A 19,697-nucleotide genomic window follows, 5' to 3' on the forward strand; every position below is an offset into this window, starting at 1 on the left:
TATCATTTCTCCTTTTTATCAATTTCTTTGCCACAGGGGGCATTTCTGCCCCTTTGTAACTGTGCTTTACCTTCAGGTCTTCTAAAGGCACAATCTCCATCAAGTGCTTTCATGAGATGTTGTCTACAATTTTTAAATTCATCTCCTATAATCCCTAGTCTAAGAAGCCAACACCTAAAGGTATATTTTTCATTATCTGTATGGGTACGTTTTGCACTAGCACTCTTTTGCTTTAAGGCTTGATGGCTAATAGCTAGGCAGAAAACTATGTAACTTCTAATTTTACCTGCGTGCATGGTCCCATTGAAAAGTCTAAATTCAATTGTTCCTTTGGTAAAAGTGCTATGCAAGTTTAGTCCATGATATCTGCTTGTATGGTAATGGCGTTCTCTATTTTCAATTCCATAACCTCTATACCAAGCATCAGCAAGTTCTTTTAAAGTTTTAGGTTTTTTCTTATTAATTGTTTCTATCAAATTTTCATTAACTTTTCTGCAATATCTAACCCTTGCTGGGTATATCTCAAGACTCTTGTAAATTAAATCCTCCTTGGCAGCCATTAGATTTACTAGGTTTTTTAAAGTGTTTGGTGTATGTTCTTTTGCTCCTATGTGTATATGAATTCCACATTGCAACCTACTTTCACTAACTGCACCTGCATGCCTAAGTTGTCTTACAAGTTCTTGAAGTTTTTCGATGTCCTCATCATACCTTAGAATTGGTGTTACTAGTTCAACACTGTAACTTCTGTCTGCTGAAATTAATCTACCTTTTTCTTTTTTCATTGTTTGAATACTTGCATCACTCATTACTTTCCATGTTCTTCCGTCTGATGCTTTTATAAGGTATGTATCGTAACCATCATAAGCTCTTCCGATATTTCCTTCTAAAACCTTTGCTGTAATCTCTGCAGCTTTTTCTCTTGTAATTCCTGTCATTTCAATCTCTACTCCGATTGTTTGATTTTTCAACGTTTTCTCTCCTTTCAAAGTGTGTTTATTACCTTTTGGTAGTGTACATATTACCTCTGAAAGAAGTATATATCCAGTTATAATTGATTATTTCTATCAACTATAACTCATAATTCGAACGACAATTTTTACAACTTTAAGACGAAAGAAAAACCACCTTTTGGTGGCTTGACTTTTACTTTTCAATTGCTGTGTATCTTGGGTAGTTATAACCCTCCGAATCTACTAAAATGCTTTTCTTTGTTTTTATATTTTTAACTCTTATGCACCTTAATTCTCCCTTTTCGTTGTAACCACCACCTTCTTTTGTTATCCAAGGTTGTTCTTTAAAAAAGTCTTTTGCAAATTCTTTAAACTCCTCATCACTTAATTTAATTTCTCTTGTGACCTGGTATTCTGTTCCTTTTATCCCGTCTTCCTTTGCTTCCTTCGTAAGTTCCTTTAGTTCCTTAAGGTTTAAAACCTTTCTTCCAAATAATGCTTTCATTACTTTAACCTCCATGTGTGTTTTTTGTTATACTATATATCACTCTAAAGCACACATATAGCAAGCCATTTATTCACTTTCAGATAAACTTTTTGCTACTGCAAAAGCAACATTTACGGTTACAGCATTACCTGCCTGCTTATAAAGCTGAGCATCTGAATTCACTACTTTGGCTTTTTTAAAGAGTTCATCTGGAAAGCCTTGAAGTCTGAAGCATTCATTTGGAGTAAGCCTTCTTATTCTAAATCTAGGAGTTAAAGTTCCTTGCATACATTGAATATCCAAGGTCTGAGCAATTTTTTTACCAACCCTACCTCTTCTAGTTTCACTATTAGAAAAAGCTATATTTATACTGTCACCAACCTCAGCTTCAGCATATCCTTTTTTAGTTGCTTCTTTAATAGCAATACCATGTCTATCTTGGCTAGTTAATGTAAACATAGGCTCATCAGCATTTTTAATTCTTCTACCATTTTGCCTCTTCTCCATTCTGTCTGGTGTAAGAACTGGGTAGGCTTCAAGCACCGCACTATTCATTGCTGTTCTATTTACAATTCCACCAGTATACCTTGAAGTAATACACCTTGAGTTTTCAGTTATTTGGGTTTTGGTTGTAGATTGGTCTATAAAATAAAGACCAGTTTTAGCACCTATTCCTCCCGCATTACCAACAAGAGTTGCAGAAATACCATCAGAATCATAAACTCTATAACCTTGCATTCCACCTATAATTTGCTTAAGAGCTGCTGAGTTTTCTCTGCTGATAGGTAATATTTCTCGTCTACCTCTACTTCTAAGACTTGCGATAATGAACACACGCTCTCGGTTTTGAGGAACTCCGAAGTCTTTAGAGTTAAGCACCTGCCAGAGCGTGTCATACCCTGCTTGGTCCAGTTCAGAGAGAACGGTGGCAAAATCAAATCCATCATTAATTGACAGCAGGTTTTTAACGTTCTCAATAAGTAGAAATGTGGGTTTATCTTTTTCTTCTTTGCCTTTGATGAGGTCAATAATGCTGAAATAGATTCCACTTCTTTCTGCTCTGATTCCTCTTTGTTTTCCTGCCACTGAGATGTCTTGGCAAGGGAATCCGAAGCACCAAATATCTGCTCTTGGGACTTCTTCTGCTCTAAGCTGTGTAACATCATTTGCATACCACTCTCCTTCCGTATCAAACATTGCTTTATATGATTTAACTGCAAACTTATCTTTTTCACAAAATCCAATACATTTATGTCCAGCAAGTTCTAATCCTAATCTAAATCCACCTATTCCAGAACAAAAATCTATAAATTCCACCCCATCACCACCTATATATCATTACATCTGGCAAACTCACCGAAATAATATAATGCTGCCCTGTTATACGCTTTTGCAGCATCAACCTCATTGATAAATCTACCTAAGTGAATAGATTTATTATTGAATTTAATTCTTGCTTCCCATCTATTTGAATTTTTACGTTTAAGCACACCTTTATATTTAGAAGTACATATAACTTTAGGCTTTTTCCTATTGAACGCATTTTTTTGAATGGATGCAATTCTTAGGTTTAAACGCCTGTTATCAAGTTTATTTCCGTTTATATGATCAATTTGAACCTTGGATGATGCTCCCATAATAAATCTGTGCATGTGTACTGTTCGTGGCTCTTGCAAGATTTTTCTTCCTTTACGAACTGCATAACCAGTTGATGCACTATACGCCCATTTAAACTGTGAAATGTTTTGAAAATCTTCATCACTTACTAATACTGTTTTTCCTTGAGTAATCTTTATTTCTTTCATCTCTGACCTCTCCTTTCCATCTTTATGAGAGAATTAAAAAAGAGCACCTAATCAATCTGACTACTGCTCTTTCTTAACATCTTTATATTCTGTTTTAACACCATCTCTTAAAAGAAAAACACCTTTATCCGCGTCTACCTGCTCAATATATCTTTTAACAATAACATCTGCGTATTTTTCATCAAGTTCTATGATATAGCAAATCCTATCTGTCTGTTCACAGGCTATAAGCGTTGAGCCACTCCCGCCAAATGGATCAAGAACTATAGAATTAGTTAAACTTGAATTTGTTATTGGGTAAGCCATTAATGCAATAGGTTTTGTAGTAGGATGATATTTTGATTTTGTAGGTCTATCAAAATTCCAAGTAGTTCTTTGTTTTCTATCTCCATAAAACTTATGACCTGAAGTAGGTTTCCATCCTACAAGTACAGGTTCATGATTATATTGATAATCACAGCGACCAAGAACCGGAGAGTTTTTAATCCAAATACAAGTTTGATGACAAAAGAAACCAGCATCTTTAAAAGCTAACCTAAAGTTAACAGTTTCCCTATCAGCATGGAATACATAAATTGAACCACCATCTGCAAGACTTTCATACATACCTTTATATGCATTAAGAAGAAATTCATAAAACTTCTTATCATCCATATTATCATTTTGAATTGTTCCAGCTGTTCCTTCATAAGCAACATTGTATGGTGGATCAGTTACAACTAAATTTGCTTTCTTATCTTCCATAAGCTTTTTATAAGTCTCAAGTTTTGTACTATCACCACATATTAAACGATGCCTTCCTAGTATCCAAATATCACCTTGTTTTGTAATTGGTACTTCTGGTGGAGCTTCATCAAAGTTATCTTCTTTAACACCCTTTGGATGAAGTTCATTAAACAGAGCATCAATTTCTAGCGGCTCAAACCCTGTAAAAGAAGTATCATAATCTAAAGATTGTAAATCCATAATTAAGTCAGCAAGTAGTTCCTTATTCCATTCACCACTTATTTTATTAAGAGCAATGTTTAAAGCCTTTTCTTTAGTCTTATCAACATCAATAACTACACAATCTATTTCTTCAAATCCTAATGTCTTTAATACAGATATTCTTTGGTGACCTCCTATTACTGTCATATCTTTATTTACAATAACAGGGTCAACATATCCAAATTCATTAATACTATTTTTTATTTTCTCAAATTCACTATCTCCTGGCTTTAATTTTTTCCTTGGATTATATTCAGCAGGTATTAGTAAATCTATTTTTAACTTTTTAAACTCCATCCTCTTCCCTCCAAAATCTATCTTTTATATAACAGTTATGGCTACAATACTTACGCTTCTTATTGCCATAAACACTAAATTCTTTTCCACAATAAGGGCATACATAATGATAAATATGTTCCTTGTTTTTCTTTCTCTCAACCTCATGTTCTTTCCACCATTTTCTCCTGCATTCATCTGAGCAAAATCTTCTCATTCTACCAGTGGATTTTTGTTTTAATGGATTTTCACAATAAGCACAAAGTACATTTCTTTTTACTTTTTCTTCAACATTAAGAGCAACAACACAGGAATCACCAGAAAGGCTATTACGCTTACAAAATCCTCTAACACTATCTCTAGTTAACCCTAGAAGATTAGCAATTGCTTTATACCCCATACCTTTTAATCTCAATTCTTTTATTTTCTCTTTCTCATCCCTGGTCATATAAGCTACTCCCTTCAATAAATATTTACGCAATAAAAAAAGCAACCACAACTCTTTGCAGTTACTTAATTTTCAGTTCCTATTTTGCGATTTTTTAGTACCCCCCTTAGTTAATTCTGCGAAAATTCACACGTGACTGGGTGGCGGTCGTTGGCATGTCTTTATTTTAAGATTTGACCTCCCCCTAGCTATAACTTTCTTATTAATTCATAGAATACCCATTACTTTCAGCTAACATCTCTAGTACCTTTTTAACTCGATTTAATGCCACTACATTATCCACAATTGGATTATCTAATTTTTTTGCTATATTATATTCACTGATAGCTTTTCTTATTAATTTAATAGATGAAACTTTAGATACTAATATTAATGAATTAATATAAAGTATTCTCCATAATACATCATTAGGGTTTATTTGTATTGCATATTTAGCCGCAATCATAGAGTTAATAATAATAAAAACATTTTTATCTCCTGATAATAAATCTGCAACCCCTTTTCTATATAAAGCTTGTGCACAATATCCTAAATATATATCATTTTGTGGATTCTTCTCGAATGCATACAAATATGCTTCAGCTGCTAAATTATAGTTTTGAACTGTGAACAATCTTTCTGCAAAATCACGGTATCTACTCTCTGCCTCGCTATTAGAACTAGTACTACACACCTTTTTTATTTGCCTTATATCACTAATATTAGCATTATATCCATTATTAAAAATTTCTTCTATACTCTCTTCATCAACAATATCTTCAATATTTTTATATTTAGTGTTTGGTACATTATTAATAATATTACTTATTCTATCTTCAAATGCTAGTGACTTCTTTGCTATGCTAATATAATTATTCTCCAATATCTTATCTGTATTCCAAATATCAGAATCATAACTAATCAATTTATTACATAACTCTATACACTCTGAATATTTACCTAAACTTAAACATACCGTACTTAATATTGATTCATCTTTAGGTCTTAACCCATATTTACTTTTAGCATAAATATCATAACACTCTTGGTATTTTTCATCTATAAGCATTCCTAATGCTGCTGTACATCTTCCAGTAACAGAGTTATAATCTTCATCTTCTTTTTTTAATTCTGTAGCATTCTCTTTTGCTACTTCATTCTTTTCATGACTTTCTACATAAGTTGATTTTCTTTTTTTAAATATGTTTTTAAATAAATTACACATTACCTTACCCCACTTTATGTTATCTTAAAAAAATTATAACATATTGTCAGATATATTCATATCACCACTATGAAATCTCAACTAAAAGTCTAATATTTATATACTCCATAATTATCTTCTCTCATAGTCTTCCTATCATGACACCTTTTACACAAAGCTTGCCAATTACTTTCATCCCAAAATAAAATTTTATCTCCTCCATGAGGTTTTATATGATCTACAACTGTAGCTTTAACTAAACTCCCTTGCTCTTTACATCTAACACACAAAGGATTGATTTTTAAAAATCTTGCTCTAGATGTTCTCCACTTACTATCATAGCCACGGTCCGTAGCATTAGCTCTATCTTTTACATGAAACTTTTTATGGTCATCACAATAAAAATCTGCAGTTAGCTTTGGGCATCCTGGATGTTTACAAGGCTTTAGTGATTTCATTGGCATTTAAATCACCTCAAAAGAACAAACCACTACAACCTTCGCTCTGTAATAACTCACTATTTATTATCTCTATTATAATAATATCAGAAGCATATACTCTACTTCTATCAACTTTACTCTACTTTTTTAATATTTATATTCAACATATCTATCCTCGGTCATTGTCTTCTTATCATGACATCTCTTACAAAGTGGCTGCCAATTGCTCTCATCCCAAAACAATATCTTGTCTCCTCTATGTGGTTTAATATGATCAACAATAGTTGCTTTAGTAAGCTTACTTTTTTCCTTACATCTAACACACAAAGGATTAGCTTTTAAAAACCTATTTCTAGCTGTTCTCCATCTACTATTGTAACCTCTACTTGAAGCACTACCTCTTTCATTAACATAAAGTTTTCCATGCTCTTCACAATAATTCTCTTCCGTAAGATTAGGACAACCTGGATGCTTACAAGGCTTTCTTGATTTTCTTGGACACATTTCTCTTTCTCCTTTTCCTTTTGTCATCACAAGTTGTTCTAGCTTTAGGAACAACTGCATTCTCCTTTGCAGTAGTAACCTTCTCTACTATTTCTTCTCTCACAATGCACCTTGGAAAAATACAACAGTATAAAAGGCTGTTGCTAATTTTATTGCTCCCTATGAACTTTTTACATTTATGAATAACCATATCTATTCCTCCAAACTAAAAAGTTTCCAAGGCAATATCCTCAGAAACTATCTTTTTACCATTTGGTTTTGTACGTTAAAAAACCTCTCAGATTTCTCTAAGAGGTTTATATATTCTTCTACATTTTAAATTATAACAGATATTAAACGGACAAAATGGACAGATTTCAGTTTTTAAACTTATTTCTTTTTGCTCTCTAAAAATTCAGTAAAAGTACTGTTAGGTAGCTTCCTGTTCTTTGCAATCATATTTGCCCATATAGTATTTCCTTCATCCTCTGTAATATATTTTTTATTTAAAGCTTCTACTAAAATATCACCAGTTGTAACATGTTCTAATCCATATGCTTCTACATACTGTTTGATATCTTTCATATTATTACTAGCTAATATTCCACCTTTTGTTTTTACTAATGCAATTGCAGCAGCTTCACCTTTACCAATAACTTTGAAACCCTTATCTGGACTTCTAGTTAATTTACTATATATTTCATATTCTTCTGTATCCATATCTATCTTTGCAATTGATATATCTCCATTGTTTTTTAAATTATCGGTCATAGTCTTTAGATGTGGTATTCTAGGATGTGATAATTCTGAGTAAACCTGCTCAGGTAATACAATTTTGCCCCCATAAAGCTTTATTAAAAGATTTTGATTTCTTACCCAAAGGAAAGCAGATAAACAATCAGTATCAAAAAAGTAACTATCAGTCATTTAATTCTATACCTTCACTTCCTAGATTATAAACTATATCCGCTCTGAAGGCATCAAGCAATAGTTCCTCATACTTCCCATTTGAAATTAAATCTCTTTCCTTTAACTCTTCTACCTTTTGTACATATTCACCAATTGAAAAATACTTTTTTTCTTCTTGGGATGCTTTATATAATTTGTCATCATATCCTAATCTCATAGCTTTTTGTGAAACTGCCATTTTTAGATTATTAAATGTATTCCAATCCATATACTCATCATATACCAACCTATAAATCATAGCTTGATGACTTAATTGATAAAATTGTTCCATATTTATAACATCTTCTATAGTTAATACGTCATTATCCAGCATATTATTTTCTTCTAGATAGGATCTTAATGAATCATAAGGTGCTAATAGATATGAAGCAAACATATCTGCCTCTTTTTCACTATCAGATTTAGATTCATTAATATCCTTTTCACAAACTATGCTTCTTAATTCTTTTTCAAAAAATAAGTGATATAATTCATGTGCCGCTGTAAACCTTTGTCTTCCATAAGACATATTTGAATTTATCGCAATTATTTTACTGTTTTCCTCTCTAATACACATTCCACTTATTCTATCAGACATTGGATAAAATATTAAAGTAACACCCTTTAAATTATTAATTAATGAAAAAATATCCATAGGTGATGAAGAGTCTTCATTTAGTATCTTTCTCATTTTTAATGCATTTGAATTTAGCTCAATACTACTTTTCACTATTATCATCCTCCAGCATTAAGTTAATAAATCTAATATTAAGTGCTACTTTATTTATTGCTGCTATTGCTTCTAAATCTTCATTTTGTAAACTGTTTGAACGAAATGCAATTGACATTGGTGTATACTTCTCATCTTCACTCTCAAAATATCTTAGAGTACATCCAAATAAATTACACATTTTTTCCAATATATCTACACTTAATTTTCGTTCCCCTTTTTCAAATTTTGAGACATAACTTTGATCAATATTTAAAAAGCTTGCTATTTGCCCTTGGGTTAAATTACTACTTTCACGTAAACTTTTAAATCTTCTACTTGCTAAGTTAACATTTTCCATAATAACTCCCTCCTCTTAACTCATTATATTATAGTTTTGTCATAATTTCAATGTATTATTCACTATATATTATGACAAACCTATTAAAATGATACTATAAACTCACTTTTTATTGAGATTTTCTTAAAAATCTTTCATGCGCTTTTCTTACACTCTCTCCTGATGCATATGGACTAATACTTGCTGCTACCTGCTCCCAACTTAAGCCATTAATATATCTTAAGCTTAAAATCATTCTTATTTGACTATCATCAATACTTTCTATATACCTATTTAATCTGTTAAGTTCATAGAAACATTTTTTTAAATTTAAATCTAATAATTCTTTGAGATCTGCAATCTCTGCTGCATATTTGCCAACTTTATCTGAAATATCTGTAGCATGTGGCATACCTGTTATTCTTGAAGTGGAAGAAGTTGCAATACATTCTAACTCTGTTATTCTATCTTTCAAATGTTCAATTTCTCTGTTTAAATAATATAACTGGGATAGTTCTTGTTTAGTCATTAATTGCACCTCCACATACTAGCCTGCTGAATTAGTTAAACTTATACTCACTGCTAAAATTTTATTAAGTTTTTTACTATCTTCTTCATTTAGATGACCAAGTACATCTAAAATTTGATTCTTTGATATAGTTAATACTTGCTCTGCTAATACTGTACTATCACATTTTAAACAACAATAATTTTTAGCTTGTAATTCATGGTGTGTTGGGAGTACCTTTTTAATTTTACCTGTTATAGGCACTACTATAGTTGTAGTTGAATATTTATTACCTATGTCATTTTGAATAACTACTGCTGGTCTTATCCCCTTTTGAACAGAGCCTTGTGTTTCCCCAAAGTCAACCATTATTATACTATCTCTATAAATCTTCATTACTAACCCCTCCAACCCTCGCTTTTACTGCATTTATTAAGGCATCTTGCCCCATCTGCTTTTTCTGAAGTGCATTCATCACTTCCTCATCAATAGTTCCCTTTGAAACTATATGGTGAATGACTACCGTTTCTTTTTGTCCTTGTCTCCATAGCCTTGCATTTGCTTGTTGATAAAGTTCCAAACTCCAAGTAAGTCCAAACCAAATAACTGTTGAACCACCTGCTTGTAAATTAAGTCCATGACCAGTTGAAGCAGGATGTGCTATAGCAACTTTTATTTCTCCTTTATTCCATTTAGTTATATCATCACTACTTGATATATCAGTGGCTTCAAACCTTTCTCTTATTCTTTCTTTGTCATGCTTATAGGAATAAAATATAAGTACTGGCTTTCCATTTGCAGCTTCAATTAAATCCTCTAAAGCATCAAGTTTTTTACTGTGAATATTTTTTACTGCTTTAAATTCATCATAGACAGCACCATTTGCCATTTGTAAAAGTTTATTTGAAAGAGCTGCTGCATTTACTCCATCTATATCTCCATCACTAAAAGGAAGTAACATTTCATTTTCTAATTTTTTATAAAGTGATTTTTCTTCTTCTGACATCTCAACCTCAATTACATTATCTATCCGCTCTGGCATCTTAAGATAATCACAAGCTTTCATACTAATGCAGATATCAGAAATTCTATTATAGATTTGCGCTTCTGCTCCTTCTCTAGGTTTATAACTAAATATAACTTGTTGATTTCTTTTATCAGGTACAAAATACTGTTCTCTGTAATTTCCAATAAATCTTCCTAACCTTTCACCCATATCTAGTAAATTTATCTGACTCCACAAATCCATTAAACTATTTGGTGCTGGAGTTCCAGTAAGACCAACTATTCTTTTTACCTTGGGTCTAACTTTACGTAATGCCTTAAATCTTTTAGCAGTAGGTGACTTAAAACTTGAAAGTTCATCTATGACTACCATATCAAAATCAAATTTATATTTTTTACAAAGCCACTCTACATTCTCTCGATTTATAATATAAATATCTGCTTTTCTAACTAGAGCAGCTCTTCTTTCTTTTTCAGTACCTAATATTTTGGAAACTTTAAGTCCTTTTAAGTGATCCCATTTTTCACACTCTTTACTCCATGTATCCTGTGCTACTCTAAGTGGAGCAACTACAAGCACTTTAGAAAGCTCAAAATAATCAAATAGTAAAATCCATATGACTGTTAATGTTATAACTGTTTTCCCAAGCCCCATATCAAGCATTAATGCACAAGCTGGATTATTTATAATAAATTCTTCAGCATATTTCTGATAATCATGTGGTATGAACTTCATTTGGCATTACCTCCAATCTTATCAAGAATCTCTCCAATCTGTTCTTCCTCATCAATTACAAATACCTGAAAACCTAAGCCTCGAATCAATTTGTGTCTTGCAAGCTGAAGGGGTCTTGGCTTTTTCCCTGAAGCCTTTACCTCTACAAATCCAGCTTTCCCATCTGGCAGTAAGACCAAACGGTCGGGCATCCCATCAAATCCTGGTGACATAAATTTAGGACAGATACCTCCACGCTTTTTTACTTCCATCACTAACTTCTTTTCTATAACTTTTTCTCTCATGTTAACCTCCATCAAAAATAACGTTGTGCAGGTCTAGAATGGTCATATCCTAAACTCTTCTTATAGGATATTTTATATTTTTTGCTATAGGGACTTTTTATATATGACTATAGTAGACATACATTTTTACAATTTCTTAATTTAAGAAAAGTTTAGATTTTGACCATTAATGACCTACACATCACTGAAATTACTCTATAAAATCTGTGTTTTTAAGGCGCACCCCACTAATAAATGATCCATTTGATAATCTTTTACGATTCAGACCTGAAATCTCAAGAGCAGTATAAAAGTCTGTGGTACTTCTGGTGTATTCTCCCGTTCTTAAACAATAAGCACGATATTCTTGATAAAACTCTCCTGACTTTTGTTTATAGCTAGAATCAACTTCACAGCATTCATCAAGAAATGCTCCAAGCCAATCATTATTAGCACGATAGCTATTAATCGCATTTTCAACACATGATGGAAGCTTTAACTTAAAGTCATTTGCAATAACCTCCTTTGCACCTTCTATAATCCAAGCTAATACATAGGAGCCAGCATTTTGGACTAGGTAATCTGTATAGTTTTTAATATCACTACTACCCTCTATTTTTGCATTAAAAGGAATAACAATTAATCTACGCCATGTACCTTCATCATTTGCACCTACTCTAGGCAGATGATTAGTGTATAACACTAGTGTATGGCTTGGAACATATTTGAAGGGGTCCTTGTATTTTTTCTCTGCCATAACCTCATCTGTAGAGCAAAGTTGTTTAATGACAGAAGTATTAAGCCTCATACCTTCTTCTAGCTCTGCAGCTATTATAAGACGCTTACCTTTAAGTTCTGCCATCTCAGGCTTAACATTTCTCTTGCAACCAACGGTAAGTGCATCAGCTGACATAGAACCACTATATGTGCCAAGTACCCTTGAGATTGTGTTCCAAAAAGTAGATTTACCATTTCGTCCCTCACCATATGAAATGATGAGAGCCTCCACATATACCTTACCTATGGATGCAAGTCCTACAATCTGCTGTACATAATTAATCAGTTCCTCATCACCACAAAAGAATATATCCAGTGCATCAAGCCATAGCTTTTTGCCAGCATCTCCTGGATTAACTGAGGTTTGTTTTGTAATATAATCCTTAGCATTAGGCTCGTGCATCCCTGAAAGTCCATCTCTTAAATGGTAAGTAGCACTGGGTGTATTTAGAAGAAATTCATCCTTATCTAAATCACCTATACTGATTAAAAGCATTGGTTTTGCAGCTTGTAATGCACTTATTACATATTTCATGTCACGACGCTTCATAACAAATGCTCTATATGCTGTTGCAGATGAATAAACACGATATGCCTGTAGCTGCTCATCTTGAAGTGAGTTCTCTAACTTTTTACCCCCTGTTCTAACATCATCAGTTGATACTCCAGATGCCACAACAGCATCCATAGCTCTCTGCACTTCATCCAAAGCATCTGCAAGCTGTAAATCTAGAAACTCTTCCATTGCTCCAACTGCCTGTTGCTTAGATTCCACCCAATACTTCCCATTAAATCGAAGGAAGTCTGTGGCATCTGTGTAGCAAAGTTCATCCCCATATTCTCGAGCCAAAATTTTTGCCTGCCCTATATCTGAGAAATCTGAAGGTTTCAGGGACTCTCCTGTAAAGTCATCATTATAATCATTTGGAGCAACATACCCTTCTTGCACTTCTACCTTCTTAGCAAATTTCACAGCACTGTTCCATATAGTAGTAAGTTCCTCATCCTCCATAGGTGGGTCACACTTCTTTGCCTCTTCAAGGAAAATCTGATGTGCTTTTTCCGTAGCACCATAGCGTTTAACCACTCTTCCTGCAAAACGGGATAGTGTAGTGTTTCTTTTTCCTTCTGGAATAGAAAACATTCCTATCGTTTCAGCATCCTCTTGAGATACAGGTAGCTCTTCCTCTATAGTCTCCCATCCGTCATGCCATACAACTTCATCACAATCAGTACCAAATATAAAACGAGCTGCATCTAAGGCATTATCATCAAAGAATGGAAAAGCTTTCTGTATCCTTCTTTTTAGCTTCACATACTTCATGACATCTTTGCATGGATTAATTAAAAAATATACATGAAACCTTGGTCTTGCAGTTTTATCATCCTTTTGTTTCATATGATTACGACTTGGTGCAATGGCATAAGAAACATCTGGTAGCATTTCATCTATCTTTTCAGGAGTAATCCATTCACCCTTATTCTCTGAGTGGTCATTATCGCAATCCATGACAGCTACAACAGATTCAATAAAATTATCTGCACTACGATAGTTGTTCTTGTATTCACCACAAACATGATCAGTTTTAACTACTGCTTTTAGCTCTTCTGCAGTAGTTACCTCAACACGGTTAGGGTAGCTGCAGTTCTTAGCATTGCCTAAGCAATTTGCTGTATAAAATATTAACTTCATTGGCTCTCCTCCTCTAGAATTATCCTATCTTTTTAAGAGTTTTGAAGGCAGCATACTTCTCTGCCTTCTCCTCATTAATAGCATTTTTAATACCTCGTAAACTGTTGGCCACAGCAAACTTCTATTAACAACCACAGTTAGCTTTGATTTTTTTACTGCATTCGCTGCAATAAATAGATGTACTATATAAATCTCCCCCACCATCAGCAAATACTTCTGAAAGGTCAACATTTACTTCACATCCACAACTTGGGCAAATGCAAAATACATTTTCATCATTTATTTCCACGGAAACTTCCATAGAATCGCTTATTTTTTCCTTAACATAAAACATTATATTTTCCCCCTTTTATATAGCCTTTTTGTTTAATTTTGCCATGTACCATTCAAGGTAACGCTTACGTTGCTCATAATCTGGAACTGCTACAAGCAAACCTACATCCACCTTTTGAAGATTTTCCAGCATATTTATTTGCTCATCACTAAGGTATGGTCTAATACTTTTTCCTTTTTCTATGTTGTTAGCCAATCTAAACTGCTTAGCAGACATTCCTGTTACAATGCGGTTAAGCATATCGCATTCATTTGAAAAATGGTAAGGCTTTGGATTTTCATGCAGTAGCTTTATGTTTTCCGTTAATAATGGGAACTCCTTACGTGCAGACACTAATGTTTTTATAAATCGCTCCATTTCATTAAAGCGTTTAATATACATTTCCTTAAAATGCATTGCCTTTTGTCCTGTGTACCCCATAACTAACATAGTAAAACCATCTCTAGTCATGGCATAAGCCTTTTGCTTTCTGTTACAACCATCTGTGTATGAGGTCGGCTCAAAATTGAGCCGAGCAAATTCTTCGCTCAATCCAGATTTGGGGTCAGTGATTTTTGAAATGTCACGTAGAACATTTTTATGCTCCTTCTCAAAGAAATCAGCTACAAACAAGCTATCCACTCTTGCAGTGTCCTTTGTATCGGCAAATATGCCATATTGGTCTTTAGGTATTAATTCTTTCATAACATCCACTCCTTAAAAAATTTATAGGGAATCCCCCTATAACTCTCTAAGGACATAACTTTTACTTTTGGACGGATATTTTTAAGACTTTTTTAATAATAAAAATTGCTTCCTTAATAAAACAAAAAAAAGTGTTCCTATCTTCTCAAACAGAAAACTTTTTTCAAAAATATCCGTCCAGTTTACTAACTTTTGTCCTAAGGAAGATGTAAGGACAGATGTCAGAAAAAAATTAAAAATCTTCTCAAGAAAATCCGTCCAAACCACTGACTTTTGTCCTTAGAGAAATAGAGAGGTTATTAACTCTCAGAAAGGTGGTGGTACTTATGCAAGCTGAAGCAGCTACTAACACTAAATGCAAGCAAGATAATAGCTTAGATGAAGAACTTTCAGATGTTCTAATTGCAATAAGTGTTATATCAAAAAGGCTCGCAAGGAAATTAAACCAGCAGCTAGAGCAGAAACAATCAAATATGGAAGGAGAAAATACACATGGCTAAGATGAGCAAATTATCCGCAGAACTCGATGAACTTAAGAAATGTGGAGAAATCCTAATTGGAATTTCAGATACTTTGAGAGAATTGTTTTCTACGGCAGAGGAAGAAAAGCTAGCCAAAGAACCTAAGAAGAAAGAGGCTATGGCAGAAAAAAAACAAAAACCTGAAAGGAAGGCACTGTCACTTACTGATGTCCGTGCTGTCCTAGCAGACAAATCCCGTAACGGATACACGTCAGATGTCAAAGCGCTTCTTTTAAAATATGGTGCGGACAAATTGTCAGATATTAATTCAGCAGATTACGAGGCACTACTTACAGAGGCTAAGGTGATTGGAAATGCCTAAACATGCACTACTCTCCGCTTCATCCAGCCACAGGTGGCTAAACTGCCCACCTTCAGCAAAATTATGTGCTAAGCAAGATGACAAAGGCAGTGCCTATGCACAGCAAGGTACAGATGCACACAGTTTATGTCAGTACAAATTAGAAAAGGCACTCGGCATGAATACCCAAGACCCAATAAAGAATCTAGAATACTACGATGCAGAAATGGAAAACTGTGCAGATGAATATGTCTCCTTTATCTTGGAGCAGATAGAGGAAGTAAAGCATCATTGTTCCGACCCTTTGGTCTTAATTGAGCAGCACCTTGACTTCTCTAAATATGTAGAGGAAGGTTTTGGCACAGGTGATTGCATTATTGTTGCAGATGGTGTACTTCAAGTAATTGACTACAAGCATGGGCTTGGGATTTTAATATCGGCAGAAGATAATCCTCAAATGATGTGTTATGCACTTGGTGCTTTGGAACTTTTCGATGGCATCTATGATGTGGATATTATAAAAATGACAGTTTTTCAACCACGCAGAGACAATGTCAGTACCTACTCCTTATCAAAGGATGTCCTGCAGAAATGGGGAAATGAAGTTCTCTCCCCTATTGCTAAACTTGCTTTTGCAGGTGATGGAGAATTTAAAGCTGGTGACCACTGCCAGTTCTGCAAGGTAAAAGCTACCTGTCGTAAACGCGCCGAGTACAACCTTGAGCTTGCAAAGTACGATTTTGAAATGCCAGCTACCCTTGATAGCACAGAAATCGAGGTTATTCTTTCAAAGGCAGATAACCTTGTAGCTTGGGTCAACGACATCAAGGAATATGCCTTACAGCAGGCACTCAGTGGTACAAAATATGATGGATTTAAAATTGTAGAAGGACGCTCCACAAGAAAGTACGCCAATGAACTGGAAGTTGCAGCTGCTGTCACTTCAGCAGGTTTTAATCCTTACGAACAGAAGCTCCTAGGAGTTACAGCTATGACTTCAGCTCTTGGTAAAAAGAAATTTGAAGAAATTCTGTGCAGTCTAGTTTACAAGGCACCAGGTAAACCAACACTCGTGCCGGAGAGTGACAAACGTCCGGCAATGAATACAGCACAAAATGATTTTATTGAAGAATAAGGAGGACAATATTATGTCAAAATTAGCAAATCCAACTAAAGTTATTACAGGTCCAAAGACAAGATGGTCTTATGCAAATGTATGGGATCCAAAGTCAATCAACGGGGGCACACCTAAATATAGCGTAAGCCTCATCATTCCAAAATCCGATGTTAAAACTGTGGAAGAAACCAATGCAGCCATTGAGGCAGCTTATCAAGAAGGTCAATCAAAGCTAAAAGGAAATGGTAAATCAGTACCTGCTCTTTCCGCTCTTAAGACACCTCTTCGTGATGGCGATGCAGAAAGACCGGATGACCCTACTTATGCAAACGCATATTTTATTAATGCCAATAGTGCTACCGCACCGGGTATAGTTGATGCAGACCGTAATCCTATCCTTGAGCGCTCTGAAGTATATTCTGGAGTTTATGGCAGGGCATCAATCAATCTATATGTTTTCAACTCTAACGGAAATCGCGGAATCGCTTGTGGCTTGAACAATCTCCAGAAGATTGCTGATGGTGAGCCTTTAGGTGGCAAATCTCGTGCAGAGGACGATTTCACAACAGATTCAGATGATGATTTCCTTTCATAAAATATAATCCATTAATCTCTAACTAGGCGGTGGCTATGCTGCCGCCTTTTATTATAAGGATGGTGACAATCATGGACAAAATCATATCATTATCGATAGACCTTGAGACTTTCTCTGATGTAGATTTAAAGAAATGCGGAATATACAAATATACGGAATCTCCCAACTTTGAAATTCTCCTCTTCGCTTACTCCATCAATGGCGGTGAGGTTATTGTCATAGACCTGGCGAGCGGCGAGGAAATTCCAATAGAAATAATCTCTGCCCTCTCAGACGAATCCGTGACCAAATGGGCATTTAATGCTTCATTTGAGCGTATATGCCTGTCAGCATGGCTTAGAAAAAATTATCCTAAACACTTCAGCAGCTACAGCAACAGCGATGACACTGTCGGTAACTATCTAAATCCCTCCTCATGGAAATGCTCCATGATATGGTCTGCTTACATTGGACTGCCGTTGTCCCTTGAAGGTGTAGGTGCTGTGCTTGGATTACAAGAGCAGAAAATGAAAGAAGGCAGAGACCTTATCCGTTACTTCTGTGTTCCATGTAAGCCCACAAAATCAAATGGTGGTCGCACTCGTAATCTTCCCATGCACGATATAACAAGATGGGCAACCTTCAGCTCCTACAACCGCAGGGATGTTGAAGTTGAAATGTCCATTCAGAAAAAGCTGGCTAAGTTTCCTGTGCCGGAATTTGTATGGGAAGAATATCACATGGACCAAAAAATCAATGACCGCGGAATCGCCATTGACATGAATGTTGTTGAACAGGCAATTAAGATAGATGAGCATTCTAAGGAAGAACTCTCGGAAGAAATGAAGAAACTCACAAATCTAGATAATCCAAATTCTGTGGTACAGATGAAACAATGGTTATCTGACAATGGAGTTGAAACCGACACTCTTGGTAAAAAGGCTGTGGCAGAAATGCTAAAGGATGCTCCACAGGAACTTGCCGATATCCTTACTCTCCGCCAGCAGCTTGCCAAGTCAAGCATAAAGAAATATCAGGCCATGCAGAATGCTGTATGTGCTGACAGTCGTGCAAGAGGAATGTTCCAGTTCTACGGAGCAAATCGTAGTGGCCGATGGGCTGGACGTTTAATCCAATTACAAAATTTACCACAGAATCATATGCCAGATTTGGAGCAGGCTCGTAACCTTGTAAAAAGCGGTAACTATGATGCATTAGAAATGCTTTATGATTCTATCCCGGAAGTATTGTCTGAACTTATCCGCACCGCTTTCATCCCAAAGCCAGGATATAAATTTGTTGTAGTAGACTATAGTGCAATCGAAGCAAGAGTACTCTCACACCTAGCACAGGAGTCATGGAGAAATAAAGTCTTTGCTAATAATGGAGATATTTATTGTGCTAGTGCCTCTGCTATGTTTGGTGTTCCAGTTGAAAAACATGGTCAGAACAGCCATCTTCGTCAAAAGGGCAAGATTGCTGAACTTGCTCTAGGTTACGGCGGTTCCTGTGGAGCCCTTAAATCCATGGGTGCTTTAGATATGGGTCTTGCAGAAGAGGAATTACAACCTCTTGTTGATGCTTGGAGAACTTCAAATTCTAACATAGTACAGTTTTGGTGGGATGTTGATAACGCAGTCAAATATACAATCAAACAAAGAACTTCCATTGAAACCTATGGTCTCAAATTTATCTATAAAAGCGGTATGCTCTTCATCAAACTTCCTTCTGGTAGAAGCTTAACTTATATTAAACCTAAGATTGGTATGAATAAATTCGGTGGAGAAGCAGTAACCTATGAAGGTGTAGGAGCAACAAAAAAATGGGAAAGAATCGAGTCATATGGCCCCAAATTTGTGGAAAACATTGTGCAAGCCATCTCAAGAGATATCCTCAGTTATGCTATGCATACACTAAGCTACTATTTCATCTGTGGTCATGTCCATGATGAATTAATCATTGAATGTCCTATGGATGAATCCTTAGATGCCATCAGTGAAGCAATGGGAAGAACACCTCCGTGGATGAAAGGTCTTCAGTTAAGAGCCGATGGCTATGAGACAATTTATTATAAAAAAGATTAAGAAAAAGGCCGTAACACATTATTAGTTGTTACAGCCTTTCC

General features: G+C 34.9%; 25 protein-coding genes. 5 read left to right on the plus strand and 20 right to left on the minus strand.

The features are described 5' to 3' along the window. Positions 1–2: 2 nt before the first annotated feature. From B3J31_RS03260 to B3J31_RS03355, 20 genes are all read right to left on the minus strand, one after another. A complete protein-coding gene (locus tag B3J31_RS03260; protein WP_346866648.1) occupies positions 3–971 on the minus strand; it encodes an amidoligase family protein in 969 nt (322 codons plus the stop codon). 175 nt (positions 972–1,146) lie between these two features. Then, entirely contained in the window at positions 1,147–1,458 is a 312-nt protein-coding gene (locus B3J31_RS03265; RefSeq protein WP_346866647.1) for a DUF6329 domain-containing protein, read from the minus strand. A gap of 69 nt (positions 1,459–1,527) precedes the next feature. Further along, entirely contained in the window at positions 1,528–2,757 is a 1,230-nt protein-coding gene (locus B3J31_RS03270; protein ID WP_346866646.1) for a DNA cytosine methyltransferase, read from the minus strand. Positions 2,758–2,768: 11 nt separating this feature from the next. Further along, positions 2,769–3,245, minus strand: coding sequence for an HNH endonuclease (locus B3J31_RS03275; protein ID WP_346866645.1), 477 nt, complete (start codon positions 3,243–3,245; stop codon positions 2,769–2,771). A 60-nt stretch (positions 3,246–3,305) separates the two neighbouring features. Further along, positions 3,306–4,529, minus strand: a complete 1,224-nt coding sequence (locus B3J31_RS03280; RefSeq protein WP_346866644.1) for a site-specific DNA-methyltransferase — start codon at positions 4,527–4,529, stop codon at positions 3,306–3,308. Beyond that, the gene (locus B3J31_RS03285) at positions 4,519–4,956 is read right to left on the minus strand and encodes an RNA polymerase subunit sigma-70 (RefSeq protein WP_346866643.1); all 438 of its coding nucleotides are present in this window, start codon (positions 4,954–4,956) and stop codon (positions 4,519–4,521) included. The genes B3J31_RS03280 and B3J31_RS03285 overlap by 11 nt, the downstream gene beginning before the upstream one ends. A gap of 202 nt (positions 4,957–5,158) precedes the next feature. Then, a complete protein-coding gene (locus B3J31_RS03290; protein WP_346866642.1) occupies positions 5,159–6,160 on the minus strand; it encodes a hypothetical protein in 1,002 nt (333 codons plus the stop codon). Positions 6,161–6,249: 89 nt separating this feature from the next. After that, entirely contained in the window at positions 6,250–6,603 is a 354-nt protein-coding gene (locus B3J31_RS03295) for an HNH endonuclease signature motif containing protein (RefSeq protein WP_346866641.1), read from the minus strand. 123 nt (positions 6,604–6,726) lie between these two features. Next, a complete protein-coding gene (locus tag B3J31_RS03300) occupies positions 6,727–7,083 on the minus strand; it encodes an HNH endonuclease signature motif containing protein (RefSeq protein ID WP_346866640.1) in 357 nt (118 codons plus the stop codon). Continuing rightward, the gene (locus B3J31_RS03305) at positions 7,052–7,273 is read right to left on the minus strand and encodes a hypothetical protein (protein ID WP_346866639.1); all 222 of its coding nucleotides are present in this window, start codon (positions 7,271–7,273) and stop codon (positions 7,052–7,054) included. Before B3J31_RS03305 ends, B3J31_RS03300 begins: the two co-directional genes overlap by 32 nt. 179 nt (positions 7,274–7,452) lie before the next feature. After that, positions 7,453–7,989 (minus strand): hypothetical protein, encoded by a 537-nt coding sequence (locus tag B3J31_RS03310; RefSeq protein WP_346866638.1) that lies wholly within the window; start codon positions 7,987–7,989, stop codon positions 7,453–7,455. Beyond that, positions 7,982–8,740, minus strand: a complete 759-nt coding sequence (locus tag B3J31_RS03315; protein WP_346866637.1) for an ImmA/IrrE family metallo-endopeptidase — start codon at positions 8,738–8,740, stop codon at positions 7,982–7,984. Before B3J31_RS03315 ends, B3J31_RS03310 begins: the two co-directional genes overlap by 8 nt. After that, on the minus strand, positions 8,730–9,080 hold the full coding sequence (locus tag B3J31_RS03320; protein WP_346866636.1) for a helix-turn-helix transcriptional regulator: 351 nt from the start codon (positions 9,078–9,080) through the stop codon (positions 8,730–8,732). Before B3J31_RS03320 ends, B3J31_RS03315 begins: the two co-directional genes overlap by 11 nt. A gap of 109 nt (positions 9,081–9,189) precedes the next feature. Continuing rightward, positions 9,190–9,588 carry a hypothetical protein gene (locus tag B3J31_RS03325; protein WP_346866635.1) on the minus strand — a complete coding sequence of 133 codons (399 nt, stop codon included), beginning with the start codon at positions 9,586–9,588 and terminating at the stop codon, positions 9,190–9,192. An 18-nt stretch (positions 9,589–9,606) separates the two neighbouring features. Beyond that, positions 9,607–9,963, minus strand: a complete 357-nt coding sequence (locus B3J31_RS03330; protein ID WP_346866634.1) for a type II toxin-antitoxin system PemK/MazF family toxin — start codon at positions 9,961–9,963, stop codon at positions 9,607–9,609. Then, positions 9,950–11,308, minus strand: coding sequence for a DEAD/DEAH box helicase (locus tag B3J31_RS03335; RefSeq protein WP_346866633.1), 1,359 nt, complete (start codon positions 11,306–11,308; stop codon positions 9,950–9,952). Before B3J31_RS03335 ends, B3J31_RS03330 begins: the two co-directional genes overlap by 14 nt. Beyond that, positions 11,305–11,592: a VRR-NUC domain-containing protein gene (locus B3J31_RS03340; RefSeq protein WP_346866632.1), complete on the minus strand. Its 288-nt coding sequence runs from the start codon at positions 11,590–11,592 to the stop codon at positions 11,305–11,307. Before B3J31_RS03340 ends, B3J31_RS03335 begins: the two co-directional genes overlap by 4 nt. A 190-nt stretch (positions 11,593–11,782) precedes the next feature. Further along, a complete protein-coding gene (locus B3J31_RS03345) occupies positions 11,783–14,041 on the minus strand; it encodes a phage/plasmid primase, P4 family (RefSeq protein ID WP_346866631.1) in 2,259 nt (752 codons plus the stop codon). Positions 14,042–14,165: 124 nt separating this feature from the next. Beyond that, entirely contained in the window at positions 14,166–14,375 is a 210-nt protein-coding gene (locus B3J31_RS03350) for a hypothetical protein (protein WP_346866630.1), read from the minus strand. 15 nt (positions 14,376–14,390) lie between these two features. Next, a complete protein-coding gene (locus tag B3J31_RS03355; protein WP_346866629.1) occupies positions 14,391–15,059 on the minus strand; it encodes a Rha family transcriptional regulator in 669 nt (222 codons plus the stop codon). A 326-nt stretch (positions 15,060–15,385) separates the two neighbouring features. Between B3J31_RS03355 and B3J31_RS03360 the strand changes: the two genes are divergently transcribed. From B3J31_RS03360 to B3J31_RS03380, 5 genes are all read left to right on the plus strand, one after another. After that, positions 15,386–15,559 carry a hypothetical protein gene (locus B3J31_RS03360; RefSeq protein WP_346866628.1) on the plus strand — a complete coding sequence of 58 codons (174 nt, stop codon included), beginning with the start codon at positions 15,386–15,388 and terminating at the stop codon, positions 15,557–15,559. Next, a complete protein-coding gene (locus tag B3J31_RS03365) occupies positions 15,552–15,902 on the plus strand; it encodes a DNA ligase (protein WP_346866627.1) in 351 nt (116 codons plus the stop codon). The genes B3J31_RS03360 and B3J31_RS03365 overlap by 8 nt, the downstream gene beginning before the upstream one ends. Beyond that, a complete protein-coding gene (locus tag B3J31_RS03370) occupies positions 15,895–17,016 on the plus strand; it encodes a DUF2800 domain-containing protein (RefSeq protein ID WP_346866626.1) in 1,122 nt (373 codons plus the stop codon). The genes B3J31_RS03365 and B3J31_RS03370 overlap by 8 nt, the downstream gene beginning before the upstream one ends. Positions 17,017–17,029: 13 nt before the next feature. Then, positions 17,030–17,593, plus strand: coding sequence for a DUF2815 family protein (locus B3J31_RS03375; protein ID WP_346866625.1), 564 nt, complete (start codon positions 17,030–17,032; stop codon positions 17,591–17,593). A 71-nt stretch (positions 17,594–17,664) separates the two neighbouring features. Beyond that, positions 17,665–19,656 carry a DNA polymerase gene (locus B3J31_RS03380; protein ID WP_414632052.1) on the plus strand — a complete coding sequence of 664 codons (1,992 nt, stop codon included), beginning with the start codon at positions 17,665–17,667 and terminating at the stop codon, positions 19,654–19,656. Positions 19,657–19,697: the final 41 nt, after the last annotated feature.

It is taken from the genome of Clostridium sp. UBA5988 (genome assembly GCF_002435615.1).
Classification (GTDB): Bacteria; Bacillota; Clostridia; order Clostridiales; family Clostridiaceae; genus Clostridium_J; species Clostridium_J sulfidigenes.

Bases quoted from the DNA above. Each gene is read 5' to 3' on its own strand.
- B3J31_RS03300 (WP_346866640.1), bottom strand. From the start codon at position 7,083: ATGTGTCCAAGAAAATCAAGAAAGCCTTGTAAGCATCCAGGTTGTCCT.
- B3J31_RS03335 (WP_346866633.1), bottom strand. From the start codon at position 11,308: ATGAAGTTCATACCACATGATTATCAGAAATATGCTGAAGAATTTATT.
- B3J31_RS03345 (WP_346866631.1), bottom strand. From the start codon at position 14,041: ATGAAGTTAATATTTTATACAGCAAATTGCTTAGGCAATGCTAAGAAC.
- B3J31_RS03275 (WP_346866645.1), bottom strand. From the start codon at position 3,245: ATGAAAGAAATAAAGATTACTCAAGGAAAAACAGTATTAGTAAGTGAT.
- B3J31_RS03360 (WP_346866628.1), top strand. From the start codon at position 15,386: ATGCAAGCTGAAGCAGCTACTAACACTAAATGCAAGCAAGATAATAGC.
- B3J31_RS03280 (WP_346866644.1), bottom strand. From the start codon at position 4,529: ATGGAGTTTAAAAAGTTAAAAATAGATTTACTAATACCTGCTGAATAT.
- B3J31_RS03355 (WP_346866629.1), bottom strand. From the start codon at position 15,059: ATGAAAGAATTAATACCTAAAGACCAATATGGCATATTTGCCGATACA.
- B3J31_RS03330 (WP_346866634.1), bottom strand. From the start codon at position 9,963: ATGAAGATTTATAGAGATAGTATAATAATGGTTGACTTTGGGGAAACA.
- B3J31_RS03380 (WP_414632052.1), top strand. From the start codon at position 17,665: ATGGACAAAATCATATCATTATCGATAGACCTTGAGACTTTCTCTGAT.
- B3J31_RS03350 (WP_346866630.1), bottom strand. From the start codon at position 14,375: ATGTTTTATGTTAAGGAAAAAATAAGCGATTCTATGGAAGTTTCCGTG.
- B3J31_RS03325 (WP_346866635.1), bottom strand. From the start codon at position 9,588: ATGACTAAACAAGAACTATCCCAGTTATATTATTTAAACAGAGAAATT.
- B3J31_RS03370 (WP_346866626.1), top strand. From the start codon at position 15,895: ATGCCTAAACATGCACTACTCTCCGCTTCATCCAGCCACAGGTGGCTA.
- B3J31_RS03310 (WP_346866638.1), bottom strand. From the start codon at position 7,989: ATGACTGATAGTTACTTTTTTGATACTGATTGTTTATCTGCTTTCCTT.
- B3J31_RS03295 (WP_346866641.1), bottom strand. From the start codon at position 6,603: ATGCCAATGAAATCACTAAAGCCTTGTAAACATCCAGGATGCCCAAAG.
- B3J31_RS03365 (WP_346866627.1), top strand. From the start codon at position 15,552: ATGGCTAAGATGAGCAAATTATCCGCAGAACTCGATGAACTTAAGAAA.
- B3J31_RS03265 (WP_346866647.1), bottom strand. From the start codon at position 1,458: ATGAAAGCATTATTTGGAAGAAAGGTTTTAAACCTTAAGGAACTAAAG.
- B3J31_RS03375 (WP_346866625.1), top strand. From the start codon at position 17,030: ATGTCAAAATTAGCAAATCCAACTAAAGTTATTACAGGTCCAAAGACA.
- B3J31_RS03305 (WP_346866639.1), bottom strand. From the start codon at position 7,273: ATGGTTATTCATAAATGTAAAAAGTTCATAGGGAGCAATAAAATTAGC.
- B3J31_RS03285 (WP_346866643.1), bottom strand. From the start codon at position 4,956: ATGACCAGGGATGAGAAAGAGAAAATAAAAGAATTGAGATTAAAAGGT.
- B3J31_RS03340 (WP_346866632.1), bottom strand. From the start codon at position 11,592: ATGAGAGAAAAAGTTATAGAAAAGAAGTTAGTGATGGAAGTAAAAAAG.
- B3J31_RS03290 (WP_346866642.1), bottom strand. From the start codon at position 6,160: ATGTGTAATTTATTTAAAAACATATTTAAAAAAAGAAAATCAACTTAT.
- B3J31_RS03320 (WP_346866636.1), bottom strand. From the start codon at position 9,080: ATGGAAAATGTTAACTTAGCAAGTAGAAGATTTAAAAGTTTACGTGAA.